This window comes from Nocardioides aestuarii (genome assembly GCF_039527245.1).
In the GTDB taxonomy this organism is placed as follows: domain Bacteria; phylum Actinomycetota; class Actinomycetes; order Propionibacteriales; family Nocardioidaceae; genus Nocardioides; species Nocardioides aestuarii.
Map to the genome: position 1 here is coordinate 2,481,751 of NZ_BAAAJT010000002.1, position 15,494 is coordinate 2,497,244.

The following is a 15,494-nucleotide window of genomic DNA, read 5'->3' on the forward strand; positions in this document are numbered from 1 at the left end:
CGGCTCAGCCGCCGGTCGCCTTCCGCCTCTCGGCGTCGTCGGTCGCGTCGCGCTCGAGGCGACGCATCCCGGCGACCAGCAGCGGGTCGGCGTCGTCGGCGTGACCGGCCGCCAGCAGCTCGTGGAGCCGGCGTCGCATCCGCGGCTCCCAGAACTTCTCGAGGTGGGTGCCGACCTGCACGGCCGCCTGCTCGGGGTCGAGGTGGGCGAGCTGACGGGCGATGTCGTTGCCCATCCGGATCTCGGGCGGCAGCCCCTGGTGGGAGGTGGAGGTCACGGCTGGGCCGCCAGGTCGCGCTGGGCTGCGGCGCCGTCGGCCCGCTGCTCGGCGTTGGCCACACCCACCTGCACGGCGGTGACCTTGTACTCCGGGCAGTTGGTCGCCCAGTCGGAGTTCTCGGTCGTCACGACGTTGGCGCCGGTCACCGGGTGGTGGAAGGTCGTGTAGACGACGCCCGCCGGCATCCGCTCCGACACGACGGCCGTGAGCGTGGTCGTCCCGACGCGCGAGGAGAGCTCGACCCGGTCGCCCGTGGAGATGCCGCGGACCTCGGCGTCGGCGGGGTGGATCTCGAGGACGTCCTCGGGGTGCCAGGTCTGGTTGGCCGTACGCCGCGTCTGGGCGCCGACGTTGTACTGGCTGAGGATCCGTCCCGTCGTGAGCACCAGTGGGTAGCGCCGGGTGGTGCGCTCGGTGGTCGGCACGTAGACGGTCTCGACGAGGTGGCCCTTGCCGCGCACGAACTCCCCGACGTGCATGGTCGGCGTGCCGTGGGGGGCCGCGTCGTTGACGGGCCACTGCATCGAGCCCTCGGCGTCGAGCCGGGCGAAGGAGACGCCGGCGAAGGTCGGCGTGGTCGCGGCGATCTCGTCCATGATCTCGGCGGCCGAGTCGTAGTGCATGTCGTAGCCCATCGCCTGCGCGATCTCGCAGACCACCCGCCACTCGTCCTTGCCGACGCGGCTCGGGAAGACCGGCCGCACCCGGTTGATCCGGCGCTCGGCGTTGGTGAAGGTGCCGTCCTTCTCCAGGAAGCTCGAACCCGGCAGGAAGACGTGGGCGAACCGCGCGGTCTCGTTGAGGAAGAGGTCCTGCACCACGACGAGGTCCATCGCCGACAGCGCGGCCTCGACGTGCTGGGTGTTGGGGTCGGACTGGGCGATGTCCTCGCCCTGGACGAACAGGCCGCGGAAGCTGCCGCCGATCGCGGAGTCGAACATGTTCGGGATCCGCAGCCCGGGCTCGGGCTGGATCGTGACGCCCCACAGCGACTCGTAGATGTCACGGACCTCGCCGCGGGAGACGTGGCGGTAGCCGGGCAGCTCGTGGGGGAAGGACCCCATGTCGCAGGAGCCCTGGACGTTGTTCTGCCCACGCAGCGGGTTGACCCCCACGCCCTCGCGCCCGATGTTGCCGGTGACCATGGCGAGGTTGGCCATGCCCATCACCATCGTCGAGCCCTGGCTGTGCTCGGTGACGCCGAGGCCGTAGTAGATCGCGGCGTTGGGCGCACCGGCGTAGAGCCGGGCCGCCGCCCGCAGCTCCTCCGGCGGCACGCCGGTCGCTGAGGCCGTCGACTCCGGGGAGTTCTCCTCGCGCGCGATGAAGGCGAGGTAGTCGTCGACGCCCTCGCATCGGCTGCGCAGGAACTCCTCGTCGTGGAGGCCCTCGGTCACGATGGTGTGGGCCATCGCGTTGACGAAGGCGACGTTGGACCCGGGGAGGACCGGCAGGTGGTGGGCGGCCTCGACGTGCGGCGTACGGACGAGGTCGATGCGACGGGGGTCGGCGACCACGATCTGGGCGCCGGCCCGCAGCCGCTTCTTCATCCGGGAGGCGAACACCGGGTGGGCGTCGGTCGGGTTCGCGCCGATCAGCAGGACGACGTCGGCGCTCTCGACCGACTTGAAGTCCTGGGTGCCGGCGGAGGTGCCGAACGTCTGGTTGAGCCCGTAGCCGGTCGGGGAGTGGCAGACGCGCGCACACGTGTCGATGTTGTTGTTGCCGAACGCCGCGCGGACCATCTTCTGGACGACGTAGACCTCCTCGTTGGTGCAGCGCGAGGAGGAGATGCCGCCGATCGAGCCGACGCCGTGCTCGGCCTGGATCGCCCGGAACCCCTCGGCGACCCGGCCGATCGCCTCCTCCCAGGAGACGACCCGCCACTCGTCGGCCGTCGTGTCGCGGACCATCGGGTGCATCTGGCGGTCGTCGTGGCTGGCGTAGCCGTAGGCGAAGCGGCCCTTCACGCAGGAGTGGCCCTCGTTGGCGCCGCCGTCCTTGCTCGGCACCATCCGCACGACGCGGGTGTCGTCACCCTCGCCCTTCACCTCGGCGCGGAAGGAGCAGCCGACGCCGCAGTAGGCGCAGGTGGTGTCGACCGACCGCGTCGGCATCCCGAGGTCGACCAGCGACTTCTCGGCGAGCGCGTCGGTGGGGCAGGCCTGGACACAGGCGCCGCAGGAGACGCACTCGGAGGAGAGGAAATCGGTGCCGCCGGCGCTGATCCGGGAGTCGAAGCCGCGGCCCTCGACGGTGAGCGCGAAGGTGCCCTGGATGTCGCTGCAGGCCCGCACGCAGCGCGAGCAGACGATGCAGGCGGCGGGGTCGTAGTCGAAGTAGGGGTTCGAGGCGTCGGTGGCCTCCTCGACGTGCTGCTGGCCGAGCCCGTAGCGCACCTCGGCCGAGCCGACGCGGGTGGCGAGGGCTTGGATCTCGCAGTTGCCGCGGGCGCAGCCGTCGCAGTCGGTCGGGTGGTCGGAGAGGTAGAGCTCCATGACCCCCTGCCGCAGCTGCTGGACCTGCTCGGTGTCGGTGTGGACGACCATGCCGTCCGCGCACGGCGTCGTGCACGAGGCCGGCACCCCCTTGGCGTCCTCGACCTCGACCAGGCACATCCGGCAGGAGCCGAACGCCTTCATCGAGTCGGTCGCGCAGAGCTTCGGCACCTCGATCCCGGCCAGCGCCGCCGCACGCATCACCGAGGTCCCGGCGGGGACGTCGACGGTGCGGCCGTCGATCGTGACGCCGACGGTCTCGCCGTCGACGTACGGCGTGCCGAGGTCGGTCTCCGGGGTCCAGTCGTCCACGGTCGTCATGAGGAAGCCCCCTCCAGCTGGGAACGGTCGAAGTCCTCGGGCCAGTGGCGCATCGCGCTCCGCACCGGCATCGGGGTGAGGCCGCCCATGGCGCAGAGCGACCCCTTGGTCATGGTGGTGCACAGGTCGTCGACCAGCGTGAGGTTGCGGCTCACGTCGCGTCCGGCGATCACGTGGTCGAGCGTCTCCTTGCCGCGGACGGCGCCGATCCGGCACGGCGTGCACTTGCCGCAGGACTCCAGCGCGCAGAACTCGAAGGCAAAGCGCGCCATGCGGGCCATGTCGACGGTGTCGTCGAAGACGACGACCCCGCCGTGCCCGAGCATCGCCTCGATCTCGGCGAGCTCCTCGTAGCCCATCTGCACGTCGAAGCGGTCGGGGTGGACATAGGCGCCCAGCGGACCACCGACCTGGACCGCGCGGACGGGTCTGCCGGTGAGGGTGCCGCCGCCCCAGTCGTCGACCAGCTCGCGGAGCGTGACGCCCATCGGCAGCTCGACGATGCCGCCGCGGGCGACGTTGCCGGCGAGCTGGAACACCTGCGTGCCTCGAGACCGGCCGACGCCGAGTCCGGCGTAGGCCTCGCTGCCCTCCGCCAGCACCATCGGCACCGCGCACAGGGTGAGCACGTTGTTGACGGCGGTGGGGAGACCGAACAGCCCCTTGAGCGCCGGGATCGGCGGCTTGGCCCGTACCTCGCCGCGACGGCCCTCGAGGCTCTCGAGCATCGACGACTCCTCGCCGCAGATGTAGGCGCCCGCGCCGACCCGGACGTGGAGGTCGAAGTCGTGGCCGCTGCCGAGGACGTCGCGACCGAGGAAGCCGTGGGTGTAGGCGGTCTCGATGGCACGGCGCAGGGCCGTGATCGCGTGGGGGTACTCCGATCGGACGTAGACGTAGCCCTCGCTCGCGCCGACGGCGTACGCCGCGATCGCCATGCCCTCGATGAGCGTGAACGGGTCGCCCTCGACGACCATCCGGTCGGCGAAGGTGCCGGAGTCGCCCTCGTCGAAGTTGCAGGCGACGAACTTCTGGTCGGCCTGCGCCTCGAGCACCGTCTTCCACTTGATGCCGGCCGGGAAGCCGGCACCGCCGCGGCCGCGGAGGCCGGAGTCGGTGACCTCCTGCACGACCTCGGCGGGCGTCATCGCCAGCGCCCTCCGCAGGCCGGCCCAGCCGCCCTGGGCCTCGAAGCCCTCGATGTCCTGGGGGTCGATCACGCCGACCCGGGCGAACGAGACCCGGCGCTGGCCGGTCAGCCAGGGATGGTCGTCGACGACGCCGAGCGACTCGTGGCGGCCCGCGAGCACGTCGGCCGCGTCGTCGGGGGAGACGTTCGGATAGCCGACCCGGCCGTCGTCGGTCTCGACCTCGACCAGCGGCTCGGCCCACAGCATCCCGCGCGAGCCGTTGCGGCGGACGGTCGCGCCGGCGGCCTCGAGGGCCACGGCGACCTCGTCGGCGCCGACGGAGACCGCCGCCGCGTCGCACGGCACCCAGACGGTCGTCATGACCACTCCCGGGTCAGCTGCTCGAGCCGTGCGGCGTCGAGCCGGCCGTGGAGCCGGCCGTCGAGCATGCCGCTCGGGCCGAGCGCGCAGTTGCCGAGGCAGAAGACCTCGCGCACCTCGACGGCCTCGCGTGCGTCGTAGGCCGCGACGGCGTCGACGAAGACCTGCTCGGCGCCGACCGCCTGGCAGGCCTCGGCACGGCACAGCGCGACCGTGTGCGACACGGCCGGCGTCGTGCGGAAGTCGTGGTAGAAGCTGACGACCCCGTGGACCTCGGCGACCGAGAGGTTGAGGACGTCGGCCACCACCTCGATGTCCTCCCGGGAGACGTGGCCGTGCTCCTCCATCAGGTCGTGGAGCACGGGCATGAGGGGCCCCCGTTCCCCGAGGTGCTGCTCCGCGATGGCGCGCGTGCGTTGCGCGTGGGTGCTGAGGGAGTCGGTCGTCAAGGTGCCTCCGCAGACGGTGGGCCGGGGGTGTGACCCGGGTCTCACCCCGTAGTCCACACGGTACGACGGACCCCTGTCCATCACTTGGCCTCGTGGTTCGGCATGCGCAACACCCGCGTGGCACGATGCCCAGCAACGCACTCATTGCGGACGAGCAAGATCGGATAACGGACATGTACTACCGACAGGTCGGCACCGTGCCCCCGAAGCGGCACACCCAGCACCGCGACCCCGAGGGCCACCTCTACCGCGAGGAGCTGATGGGGGAGGAGGGGTTCTCCTCCGACTCCTCGCTGCTCTACCACCGCGGCGTCCCGTCGGCGATCGTCGACAGCCAGGTCTGGGAGCTCGGCGACCAGGCTCTGACCCCCAACCACCCGCTCAAGCCGCGCCACCTGAGGCTCCACTCGCTCTTCGAGGACGGTGCGGGTGCCTGCCCGGTCGAGGGGCGCCGCCTCGTCCTCGGCAACGCCGACGTGCGGATCGCCTACGTCGTCACCGGCGTCGAGGCCTCACCGCTCTACCGCAACGCCATCGGCGACGAGTGCGTCTACGTCCAGTCCGGCAGCGGGACGGTGGAGACCGTCTTCGGCGTCGTGCCCTACCGGGCCGGCGACTACGTCGTGGTGCCGCGCGCGACCGACCACCGCTGGGTGCCCGCCGAGCCGAGCCGGCTCTACGCGATCGAGGCGAACAGCCACCTCCACCCGCCCAAGCGCTATCTCTCCCGCTTCGGCCAGCTCCTCGAGCACGCGCCCTACTGCGAGCGTGACCTCCACGGTCCGACGGCCATCCACCTCGTCGACGGCACCGACGTCGAGGTGCTGGTCAAGCACCGGACGTCGCGCGGCGTCGTCGGCACCCGGCTCACGTATGCCACCCACCCCTTCGACGTGGTCGGGTGGGACGGCTGCCTCTACCCCTACACGTTCAACATCGAGGACTACATGCCGATCACCGGCAAGGTCCACCAGCCGCCGCCGGTCCACCAGGTCTTCGAGGGCTGGAACTTCGTGGTCTGCAACTTCCTGCCCCGCAAGGTCGACTACCACGAGCTCGCGATCCCGGTGCCCTACTACCACTCCAACGTCGACTCCGACGAGGTCATGTTCTACGTCGGCGGCGACTACGAGGCCCGCAAGGGCTCGGGCATCAACATCGGGTCGATCAGCCTCCACCCCGGCGGCCACGCCCACGGTCCCCAGCCCAGCGCGATCGAGGCCTCCCTCGGCGTCGACTACTTCGAGGAGTCGGCGGTCATGGTCGACACCTTCAAGCCGCTCGAGCTCGGCGAGGGCGGCCTCGCCGCCGAGGACCCGGCCTACGCGTGGAGCTGGGCGGGGCGCGGACCCGACGCCGACAACGGCGACGGAGGCCCCGCGGTCTACTCCAACAGCTAGACCTCAGAGCCAGAATCGGTCACGGTGACCGAATCTGGCTGACGCAGAGCCCGGGTCAGGCCGCCGAGCCCTCGCCGTACCTCGGGTAGTCGGTGTAGCCCGCGTCGTCGCCGCCGTAGAAGGTCGCCTTGTCGGGGTCGTTCAGCGGCAGCCCGTCCTGGAGCCGACGCGGCAGGTCCGGGTTGGCGATGAAGGTCGCCTTGTCGGGGTCGTTCAGCGGCAGCCCGTCCTGGAGCCGACGCGGCAGGTCCGGGTTGGCGATGAAGGCACGACCGAAGGCGACGGCGTCGACGAAGCCCTGCGACATCACGCGCTCGGCCTTGGCGAGGTCATAGCTGCCGGCGGCGACGATGACACCGGGGAAGGCCTCCCGCAGCCGCTCGCGGTAGCCGTCGGTCAGCTGGTCCCCGCCGACCCAGTCGGGCTCGGAGAGGTGGAGGAAGGCGATGTCGCGCTCGGCGAGCAGCTCGGCGACCAGCAGTCCGGTGGCCTCACCGGCGGGGTCCTCGACACCGTTGAAGGCACCGACGGGGGAGATCCGGACGCCGACCCGGTCCGCGCCCCACTCGGCGACCGCGGCGTCGACGACCTCGGTGAGCAGTCGAGCCCGGTTGGCCGGCGACCCCCCGTAGGAGTCGTCGCGGTGGTTGCTGTTCGGGGAGAGGAACTGGTGGAGCAGGTAGCCGTGGGCCGCGTGGACCTCGACGAGGTCGAAGCCGGCCTCGCGGGCGTTGGCGGTCGCGCGGCGGTAGTCCTCGACCACGCGCGGCATCTCGCTGCCGAGGAGGGCCCGTGGTGCGGGGGAGTCGGCGCGGGTGACCCTTCCGTCCGCGCCGAGGACCGAGGTACGCCCGCCCGAGGCGATCGCGCTGGCCGACACCGACGGCTCACCACCGTGGAGGGAGGGGTGGTTGACCCGGCCGGTGTGCCAGAGCTGCGCGGCGATCCGGCCGCCGGCCTCGTGCACGCCGTCGGTGATGTCGCGCCACGCGGCGACCTGGGCGTCGCTGTGGATGCCCGGGGTGTCGGCGTAGCCCTGGCCCTCGGGGGAGATCTGGGTGCCCTCGCTGACCAGCAGCCCGGCCGAGGCGCGCTGGGCGTAGTACTCGCGCATGAGCCCGTTGGGCAGGTGGTCGGGGGCGGGGGCGCGCATCCGGGTCAGCGGGGCCATCAGGACCCGGTGGGGCGCGCGAACGGCGCCGATCGTCAGCTCGTCGAAGAGGTCAGCCACGCGGGGTGCAACGGGCGGCGGGCGCCGGGTCATTCCCGGGGGTGAGCCGAGTCACCTTGGAGCGTGGGTGAGGATGGAACCCATGACCCGACGCGCTCCAGCCGAGGACATCGACGAGGCCGACCTCGATGTCAGCCTCCCCAGCGACGCCGCTGCGGGGGTGACGGCCGTGGCGGTCGCGATGAAGCGGACCATCGAGCAGATGGGTCCGCTGCGCGCGACGAAGGGTCTGCTGAAGCTCAACCAGGTCGACGGCTTCGACTGCCAGGGCTGTGCCTGGCCCGACCCCGAGGCCGGCCACCGCCACACCGCGGAGTTCTGCGAGAACGGAGCCAAGGCGGTCGCCGAGGAGGGCACCAAGCGCACCGTCGGTCCCGACTTCTTCGCCGCCCACCCGGTCGCGGAGCTCGAGCAACGCACCGACTACTGGCTGGGCCAGCAGGGCCGCATCACCCAGCCGATGGTGCTGCGCGACGGCGCCACCCACTACGAGCCGATCGGCTGGGACGCCGCGTTCTCGATGCTCGGTGAGCGGCTGCGCGGCCTCGCCACGCCCGACGAGGCGGTCTTCTACACCTCCGGCAAGACCTCCAACGAGGCCGCCTTCGTCTACCAGCTGTTCGCCCGCTCCCTCGGCACCAACAACCTGCCCGACTGCTCGAACATGTGCCACGAGTCGACCAGCGTCGCCCTCGACGAGGTCATCGGCATCGGCAAGGGCTCGGTGACGCTGCGCGACATCGAGACCGCCGAGCTGCTCGTCGTCATGGGCCAGAACCCCGGCACCAACCACCCGCGCATGCTCACCGCGCTCGAGAAGGCCAAGCGCAACGGCGCGAAGATCCTCGCGGTCAACCCGCTGCGCGAGGCGGGCCTGGTCCGGTTCCACAACCCCCAGAACGTCCGGGGCGTCGTCGGCAACGGCACCGGCCTGGCCGACCTCCACCTGCCGGTGCGGGTCAACGGCGACCTCGCGCTGCTCCAGGCGCTGGCCTTCCACCTGCTCGAGTGGGACGCGATCGACCGCGACTTCGTCGAGCGGCACGGCCACGGCTTCGAGGAGTGGGCCGCCCACATCAAGGAGCTCGACTGGGACGCCGTCGACCGCGCGACCGGGCTCGACCGGTCCGAGATCCGCGCCGCCGCCGAGATGCTGCGCGACTCGCAGGCCACGGTCTTCTGCTGGGCGATGGGCATCACGCAGCACCGCAACGCCGTCGCGACCATCAAGGAGATCGCCAACCTGGCCCTCGCCCAGGGCAACATCGGCAAGCCCGGCGCCGGCGTCTGCCCGGTCCGCGGCCATTCCAACGTCCAGGGCGACCGGACCATGGGGATCTGGGAGAAGGTGCCCGACAGCTTCCTCGACGCCCTCGACGCCGAGTTCGGCATCGAGTCACCCCGCGAGCACGGCCTCGACAGCGTCAACGCGGTCAAGGCGTTGCGCGACGGCCGGGCGAAGGTGTTCTTCGGCATGGGAGGCAACTTCGTCGGGGCGATCTCCGACACCGCGGTCGCGGAGGCCGCGATGCGCGGCGCCGAGCTCACGGTCCACGTCTCGACCAAGCTCAACCGCTCCCACGTCGTCCACGGTCGCGAGGCGCTGATCCTCCCGGCCCTCGGGCGCAGCGAGAAGGACCACACCGGCGGCCGGGCCCAGCGCGTCACCGTCGAGGACTCGGTCTCCTCGGTCCACGCGTCCCAGGGTCCGCTCTCCCCTCCGTCCTCCCACCTCCGCTCCGAGGTCGACATCGTCTGCAGCCTCGCCCTCGCGACGCTCGGCGAGGACCACGTGGTCCCCTGGGCCGATCTCCGCGACGACTACACCCGGATCCGGCGGCGCATCGGCCGGGTCGTGCCCGGGTGCGAGGCCTACGAGGCGAAGGTCGACCAGCCGGGCGGGTTCGTCCTGCCCCACCCGCCGCGCGACTCGCGGGCCTTCCCGACCGACGTCGAGAAGGCGAAGTTCACCGTCAGTCCCACCGACGTGCTCCACGTGCCCGAGGGGCGGCTGCTGCTCCAGACGCTGCGCTCCCACGACCAGTTCAACACCACGATCTACGGCCTCGACGACCGCTACCGCGGGATCAAGGGGGGCCGCCGCGTGGTCTTCGTCCACCCCGACGACATCGCTGCTCTCGGCCTGGTCGAGGGTGGTCGGGTCGACCTGGTCAGCGAGTGGGACGACGGCGAGCGGCGCGCCGAGGCGTTCCGCGTGGTCGGCTACGACCAGCCGCGCGGCTGCGCGGCGGCCTACTACCCGGAGACGAACCCGCTGATCGCGCTCGACCACGTCGCGGAGGGCAGCAACTGCCCGTCCTCGAAGTCGGTGGTGGTCCGGCTCGAGCCGCCCGGCCCCGACGCCCCGAGCGGGGACGGCCACGACACCCCGGGGACGGGGACGAAGCGTTCCACGGACCCCGACCAGCTGTCCTGACGTCACAATGGTGAGGTGACCAACCCCGAGCGCGACCCCGACGAGCTGCACCTCGACCCCTGCGCCGCGGCCGACGAGGTCGAGGTCCTGACGGCGCGGGAGGTGCCGCTCGGCGGGCCCCGGGCGATGCGCGTACGCCGCACGCTGCCGCAGCGCCACCGCTCGCTGATCGGGGCGTGGTGCTTCGTCGACCACTACGGGCCCGACCGGGTGTCCGACACCGGCGGGATGTCCGTCGCCCCGCACCCCCACACCGGGCTGCAGACGGTGAGCTGGCTGTTCACCGGCGAGGTCGAGCACCACGACTCCGCGGGCCACCACGCGATGGTGCGTCCCGGCGAGGTCAACCTGATGACCGCCGGTCGCGGCATCAGTCACAGCGAGGTGTCGACGCCCGCCACCGAGGTCCTCCACGGCGCCCAGCTGTGGGTCGCCCTGCCCGACGCGACCCGTGACGCCGACCCCGGCTTCGAGCACCACGCCCCGGAGCCGGTGGCCGGCGACGGGTGGGAGGCCCGCGTCTTCCTCGGTTCGCTGCTCGGCTCGACGTCGCCCGTCACCACCCACACCCCGCTGCTCGGGGCCGAGCTGCTGCTCGAGGCCGGGACGGTCGTCGACCTCGACGTCGACGAGGCGTTCGAGCACGGCGTCCTCGTCGACACCGGCGTCGTCGAGGTCTGCGGACAGGAGACGAAGACCGCCGACCTCGCCTACGTCGCCCCGGGACGGACGTCGCTCCGGCTCGCCGCCGGGAGCGAACCCGTCCGGCTGCTGGTGCTCGGCGGCCCGCCGTTCGGCGCGTCCATCGTCATGTGGTGGAACTTCGTCGGCCGCACCCACGAGGAGGTCGTCGGCTACCGCGAGGAGTGGCAGCGCCAGGTCGAGGAGGGTGGCGACGGCCGTTTCGGGGTCGTCGACAACCCGATGGAGCGGATCCCCGCCCCCGGGCTCCCCAACGCCCGGCTCAAGGAACGCCGGTGAGCGGAGCCGTCGTCGGCGCCGACGGCTTCGCGCGCTGCCCCTGGGGGGCCGGCGACGACGTCAACCGCGACTACCACGACACCGAGTGGGGCGTGCCGATCCACGGCGAGTCCGCCCACCTCGAGCGGCTGACTCTCGAGGCGTTCCAGTCCGGCCTCTCGTGGCGCACCATCCTGGAGAAGCGCGAGAGCTTCCGCGCCGCCTTCGCCGGCTTCGACGCCGAGGTGGTGGCGGCGTACGACGACGCCGATCGGGCGCGGCTGATGGCCGACGCCGGCATCGTCCGCAACCGGCTCAAGGTCGACGCGGCGATCACCAACGCCCGCGCCACGGTCGAGCTGCGGGGCAAGGGCGGGCTCGAGGCGTTCGTCGAGGGCTTCCGGCCCGCTCCCGCCGACCCGCCGGCGACCACGGCGGACGTGCCGACCACGTCGCCGGAGTCGGTGGCGCTCGCCAAGGCGCTGAAGAAGGAGGGGTTCGTGTTCGTCGGCCCCACCACCATGTATGCGCTGATGGAGGCGATCGGCCTCGTCGACGACCACCTCGTGGGCTGCCACCGACGCGGAGTCGCCGCTCAGTAGCCTCGGCCCATGACCCGGGTGCATGCCTTCTCCGACGACGCTTTCGGCCACCACGACGCGGTCGGCCTCGCCGACGAGCTCGCCGAGGGGCGGGTGTCGATCCCCGAGCTCGTCGAGGCCGCCCTGGCCCGCACGGCGGCGGTCGACGACCGGCTCGGCGCGGTCGCCCACGCCGACCCGGCGGGGGCCCGCGCCCGCGCGTCGGATCCGCGCGGCGGCTTCTTCGCCGGCGTCCCGACCTTCGTCAAGGACAACGTGGACGTCGCCGGGCTGCCGACCCGCCACGGTGCCGACGCCTGGGAGGCGCGACCGCGACCGGCCGACGGCGACTTCGCCCGGATGTACCTCGCGACGGGGCTGGTGCCCCTGGGCAAGACCCGGCTCTCCGAGTTCGGCTTCAACGCCGTCACCGAGCACGCCCGGCAGGGACCGGTCCGCAGCCCGTGGTCGACCGCCCACACGGCGGGGGCCTCCTCCAGCGGCTCGGCGGCGCTGGTCGCCGCGGGCGCCGTCCCGATCGCCCACGCGAACGACGGCGGAGGGTCGATCCGGATCCCGGCCTCGGTCAACGGCCTCGTCGGCCTCAAGCCCACCCGCGGCCGGCTCGCGCAGGACGCGATGCACCGCCAGATGCCGGTGCGGATCGTCTCCGACGGTGTCCTCACCCGCAGCGTGCGCGACCAGGCGGCGTTCTACCGCGAGGCCGAGCGGGTCTACCGCGACCTCCGGCTCCCGCCGCTCGGGGACGTCAGCCGCCCCGGCCGGACCCGGCTGCGGGTCGCGGTGGTGACCGACGGCATCGGCACCTCCGCCAGCCCGGAGGTCACCGACCTCACGCTGCGGACCGCCTCGCTCCTCGAGGGCCTCGGCCACCGCGTCGAGCGGGTCGCCAACCCGCTGCCGGACTCGCTGCGCGACGACTTCCTCCTCTACTGGGCCTTCCTCGCGCTGGCGATGGTGAGGGGCGGCCGACGCAGCTTCGGCCCGACCTGGGACCCCACCCGGCTCGACCACCTCACCCACGGCCTGGCGCGGCACGCCCAGCGCAGGCTCCACCGGCTGCCCGGCGCCGTACGCCGGCTGCGGGCGACCAAGCAGATGAGCCGCGACTTCTACGCCGACCACGACGTGCTGCTGACCCCGACCCTCGCGACGCAGACGCCGCTCGTCGGACACCTCGACCCCCGCCAGGACTACGACACGATCATCGAGCGGCTGCTCGCCTGGGTGGCCTTCACGCCGATGCAGAACGCCACCGGCGACCCGGCCGTCAGCCTGCCCCTCGCGACGACGTCCGACGGGCTCCCCCAGGGGATGATGCTGGCCGCCGGCTGGGGCCAGGAAGACCTGCTGCTCGAGCTCTCCCTGGAGCTCGAGGAGGCGGCCCCGTGGGCCCGGATCGACGCCTGAGCGAGGCCCCCTCATCCCGATTTCATGACCACCGCGGGGAGTGTGTACTGTTCTCGGTCGTTGCCCCTTTAGCTCAGTCGGCAGAGCGTCTCCATGGTAAGGAGAAGGTCTACGGTTCGATTCCGTAAAGGGGCTCTGGGTCGGGTTCGGGCCTCCACGCGGAGGGTCGGCACCACGTCCCGGTGGCGGGGTAGCTCAGGTGGTTAGAGCACACGGCTCATAATCGTGGTGTCGCGGGTTCGAGTCCCGCCCCCGCTACTCAGACAGACGCACAGCAGGACAACCAGAAGGACTTCCCGTGGCCAGCAAGAGCTCCGACGTTCGCCCCAAGATCACCCTGGCCTGCCAGGAGTGCAAGGAGCGCAACTACATCACGAAGAAGAACCGGCGCAACGACCCCGACCGGATCGAGCTGTCGAAGTTCTGCCCCCGTTGCCGCCAGCACACGACCCACAAGGAGACCCGCTGACCGCGGATCCCCTCGCAGGTCCTGCCTCGACCCGTCCGGTGACACCGGGCGGGTCGGCGTCTTTTCCGGCGCCCCCGGCCGGGCCCTAGGGTGGTGGCCATGCCGATCGACCAGGGACTGGTGGGCCGCAGCTTCCCGCCGACCGCGCCCTTCACCGTGACCGAGGACCACGTCCGCGCCTTCGTGGAGGCCACCGGCGCGGCCTACGACGGGGGAGCGGCGCCGGCCACCTACCCGATCGTGCTCGCCTTCGACGCGATGAACGCCTTCCTCGACGCCGAGCAGGTCGACCTCTACCGGATCGTCCACGGCGAGCAGCGGTTCTCCTACACCCGCCCGGTCCGCCCCGGCGACGAGCTGACCGCCACCCTGACCGTCGCGAGCCTGCGCCAGATCGGCGGCGCCGACATCATCGGCACCACCAGCGAGATCACCGACGCCGAGGGCGTCGTGGTCTGCTCCACTTCGGCCACCCTCGTCCACAAGGGAGCCGACGCGTGAACGCCGGCGACCGCTTCGAGACGGTCACCTACGACGTCACCCGCGACGACCTCGTGCGCTACGCGGTCGCCAGCGGCGACCACAACCCCATCCACCAGGACCAGTCCGTCGCCGAGTCGGTCGGCCTGCCCGGTGTGATCGCCCACGGCATGCTCACGATGGCCCTGGCCGCGCGGGCGGTCGCCGAGTGGACCGGCGGCGCCGAGGTCGTCGAGCTGGGCTGCAAGTTCACCAACCCCGTCGTGGTGCCCGCCGCGGGCGGCATCGACGTCGTCGTCGCCGGCACCGTGAAGAAGGTCGAGGACGGTCTGGCCACGCTCGCCCTCGAGGTCACCAGCGGTGGCCAGAAGGTCCTCGGCATGCCCAAGGCAGTCGTGCGTGCCTGACCTCGCCGACCACACCACCCTGCGGCTGGGCGGCCCTGCCGACCGCTGGGTGCGTGCCACCAGCGAGGCCGAGCTGGTCGAGGCGGTGACCACCGCCGACGAGGCCGGCGAGCCGGTGCTCGTGCTCGGCGGCGGCTCCAACGTCGTCGTCGCCGACGACGGCTTCCGGGGCGTCGTCGTCGAGGTCGCCACGACCGGCATCGCCCCCGACGTCGAGGACGGGGTGTCGTGCGGCGGGGTGATGGTCACCGTGGCCGCCGGCGAGGCCTGGGACGACGTGGTCGCCACGGCCGTCGACCGCGGCTGGGTCGGCGTCGAGGCGCTCTCCGGCATCCCGGGCTCGACCGGTGCGACCCCGATCCAGAACGTCGGTGCCTACGGCCAGGAGGTGTCCCAGACGATCGCCACCGTGCGGGTCTGGGACCGCGTGCTCCGCGGCGTGAGGACCTTCGCCAGCGCCGACTGCGGGTTCGCCTACCGCCACTCCCGCTTCAAGGCGGACCCGCAGCGCCACGTCGTGCTCGACGTCACCTTCCAGCTCCGCCAGGGTGACCTCGGGGCGCCCGTGGCGTATGCCGAGCTCGCCCGCACGCTCGGCGTCGAGATCGGCGGGCGGGCGCCGCTGCGCGCCGTGCGCGAGGCCGTCCTCGGCCTGCGCCGCGGCAAGGGCATGGTGCTCGACCCCGACGACCACGACACCTGGAGCGCCGGCTCGTTCTTCACCAACCCGTTCGTCGACCCCGCCGACCTGCCGCAGGGCGCGCCGGCCTTCGAGCAGCCGGACGGCCGGGTCAAGACCAGCGCCGCGTGGCTGATCGACCACGCCGGGTTCGGCAAGGGCCACGGGCTCGACCGCGGCGGAGCGGCGGCGCTGTCGACCAAGCACACCCTCGCCCTCACCAACCGCGGCGGGGCGACCACCGACGAGCTGCTGTCGCTGGCCCGCGAGGTGCGCGACGGGGTCGAGGCGGCCTACGGCATCCGGCTGGTGAACGAGCCGGTCCTCGTGGGCTGCGAGCTCTAGCACTGGTCGCACGCA

Annotated in this window: 14 protein-coding genes and 2 tRNA genes; 11 read left to right on the forward strand and 5 right to left on the reverse strand. The window is 72.2% G+C overall.

All coding sequences use genetic code 11. The features are described from left to right. Positions 1-4 precede the first annotated feature (4 nt). The 4 genes from ABD091_RS12555 to ABD091_RS12570 are packed head-to-tail and all read right to left on the reverse strand — an operon-like array spanning position 5 to position 5,059. Positions 5-277, reverse strand: coding sequence for a formate dehydrogenase subunit delta (locus tag ABD091_RS12555; protein ID WP_343918890.1), 273 nt, complete (start codon positions 275-277; stop codon positions 5-7). Beyond that, a complete protein-coding gene (gene fdhF / locus ABD091_RS12560; protein WP_343918892.1) occupies positions 274-3,099 on the reverse strand; it encodes a formate dehydrogenase subunit alpha in 2,826 nt (941 codons plus the stop codon). Before fdhF ends, ABD091_RS12555 begins: the two co-directional genes overlap by 4 nt. Continuing rightward, complete coding sequence (locus ABD091_RS12565; protein WP_343918894.1) at positions 3,096-4,610, reverse strand: formate dehydrogenase beta subunit; 1,515 nt, start codon at positions 4,608-4,610, stop codon at positions 3,096-3,098. The genes fdhF and ABD091_RS12565 overlap by 4 nt, the downstream gene beginning before the upstream one ends. After that, a complete protein-coding gene (locus ABD091_RS12570; protein WP_343918896.1) occupies positions 4,607-5,059 on the reverse strand; it encodes an NAD(P)H-dependent oxidoreductase subunit E in 453 nt (150 codons plus the stop codon). The genes ABD091_RS12565 and ABD091_RS12570 overlap by 4 nt, the downstream gene beginning before the upstream one ends. 173 nt (positions 5,060-5,232) lie before the next feature. Between ABD091_RS12570 and ABD091_RS12575 the strand changes: the two genes are divergently transcribed. Beyond that, on the forward strand, positions 5,233-6,459 hold the full coding sequence (locus tag ABD091_RS12575; RefSeq protein WP_343918898.1) for a homogentisate 1,2-dioxygenase: 1,227 nt from the start codon (positions 5,233-5,235) through the stop codon (positions 6,457-6,459). Positions 6,460-6,514: 55 nt separating this feature from the next. Here the strand turns inward: ABD091_RS12575 and ABD091_RS12580 are convergent, their stop codons facing one another. Further along, positions 6,515-7,690: an alkene reductase gene (locus ABD091_RS12580; RefSeq protein WP_343918900.1), complete on the reverse strand. Its 1,176-nt coding sequence runs from the start codon at positions 7,688-7,690 to the stop codon at positions 6,515-6,517. Positions 7,691-7,772: 82 nt separating this feature from the next. Here ABD091_RS12580 and ABD091_RS12585 point away from each other — a divergent pair, with 82 nt between their 5' ends. The 10 genes from ABD091_RS12585 (at position 7,773) to ABD091_RS12630 (ending at position 15,479) form a co-directional block, all read left to right on the forward strand. Next, positions 7,773-10,127, forward strand: coding sequence for an FdhF/YdeP family oxidoreductase (locus ABD091_RS12585; RefSeq protein WP_343918902.1), 2,355 nt, complete (start codon positions 7,773-7,775; stop codon positions 10,125-10,127). Positions 10,128-10,142: 15 nt separating this feature from the next. Further along, positions 10,143-11,108: a pirin family protein gene (locus ABD091_RS12590; RefSeq protein ID WP_343918904.1), complete on the forward strand. Its 966-nt coding sequence runs from the start codon at positions 10,143-10,145 to the stop codon at positions 11,106-11,108. Then, the gene (locus tag ABD091_RS12595; RefSeq protein WP_343918906.1) at positions 11,105-11,689 is read left to right on the forward strand and encodes a DNA-3-methyladenine glycosylase I; all 585 of its coding nucleotides are present in this window, start codon (positions 11,105-11,107) and stop codon (positions 11,687-11,689) included. Before ABD091_RS12590 ends, ABD091_RS12595 begins: the two co-directional genes overlap by 4 nt. A 9-nt stretch (positions 11,690-11,698) precedes the next feature. Then, entirely contained in the window at positions 11,699-13,099 is a 1,401-nt protein-coding gene (locus ABD091_RS12600; RefSeq protein WP_343918908.1) for an amidase, read from the forward strand. Between the two features lie 62 nt (positions 13,100-13,161). Further along, positions 13,162-13,234: transfer RNA gene (locus ABD091_RS12605), tRNA-Thr, on the forward strand. Between the two features lie 49 nt (positions 13,235-13,283). Continuing rightward, positions 13,284-13,357 (forward strand) — tRNA-Met (locus ABD091_RS12610). Positions 13,358-13,397: 40 nt separating this feature from the next. Then, the gene (gene rpmG, locus ABD091_RS12615; protein ID WP_343918910.1) at positions 13,398-13,568 is read left to right on the forward strand and encodes a 50S ribosomal protein L33; all 171 of its coding nucleotides are present in this window, start codon (positions 13,398-13,400) and stop codon (positions 13,566-13,568) included. Between the two features lie 99 nt (positions 13,569-13,667). Next, positions 13,668-14,069 carry an FAS1-like dehydratase domain-containing protein gene (locus tag ABD091_RS12620; RefSeq protein ID WP_343918912.1) on the forward strand — a complete coding sequence of 134 codons (402 nt, stop codon included), beginning with the start codon at positions 13,668-13,670 and terminating at the stop codon, positions 14,067-14,069. Beyond that, positions 14,066-14,455 (forward strand): MaoC/PaaZ C-terminal domain-containing protein, encoded by a 390-nt coding sequence (locus tag ABD091_RS12625; RefSeq protein WP_343918914.1) that lies wholly within the window; start codon positions 14,066-14,068, stop codon positions 14,453-14,455. Before ABD091_RS12620 ends, ABD091_RS12625 begins: the two co-directional genes overlap by 4 nt. Beyond that, entirely contained in the window at positions 14,448-15,479 is a 1,032-nt protein-coding gene (locus ABD091_RS12630; protein ID WP_343918916.1) for a UDP-N-acetylmuramate dehydrogenase, read from the forward strand. Before ABD091_RS12625 ends, ABD091_RS12630 begins: the two co-directional genes overlap by 8 nt. The last annotated feature ends 15 nt before the right edge of the window (positions 15,480-15,494 follow it).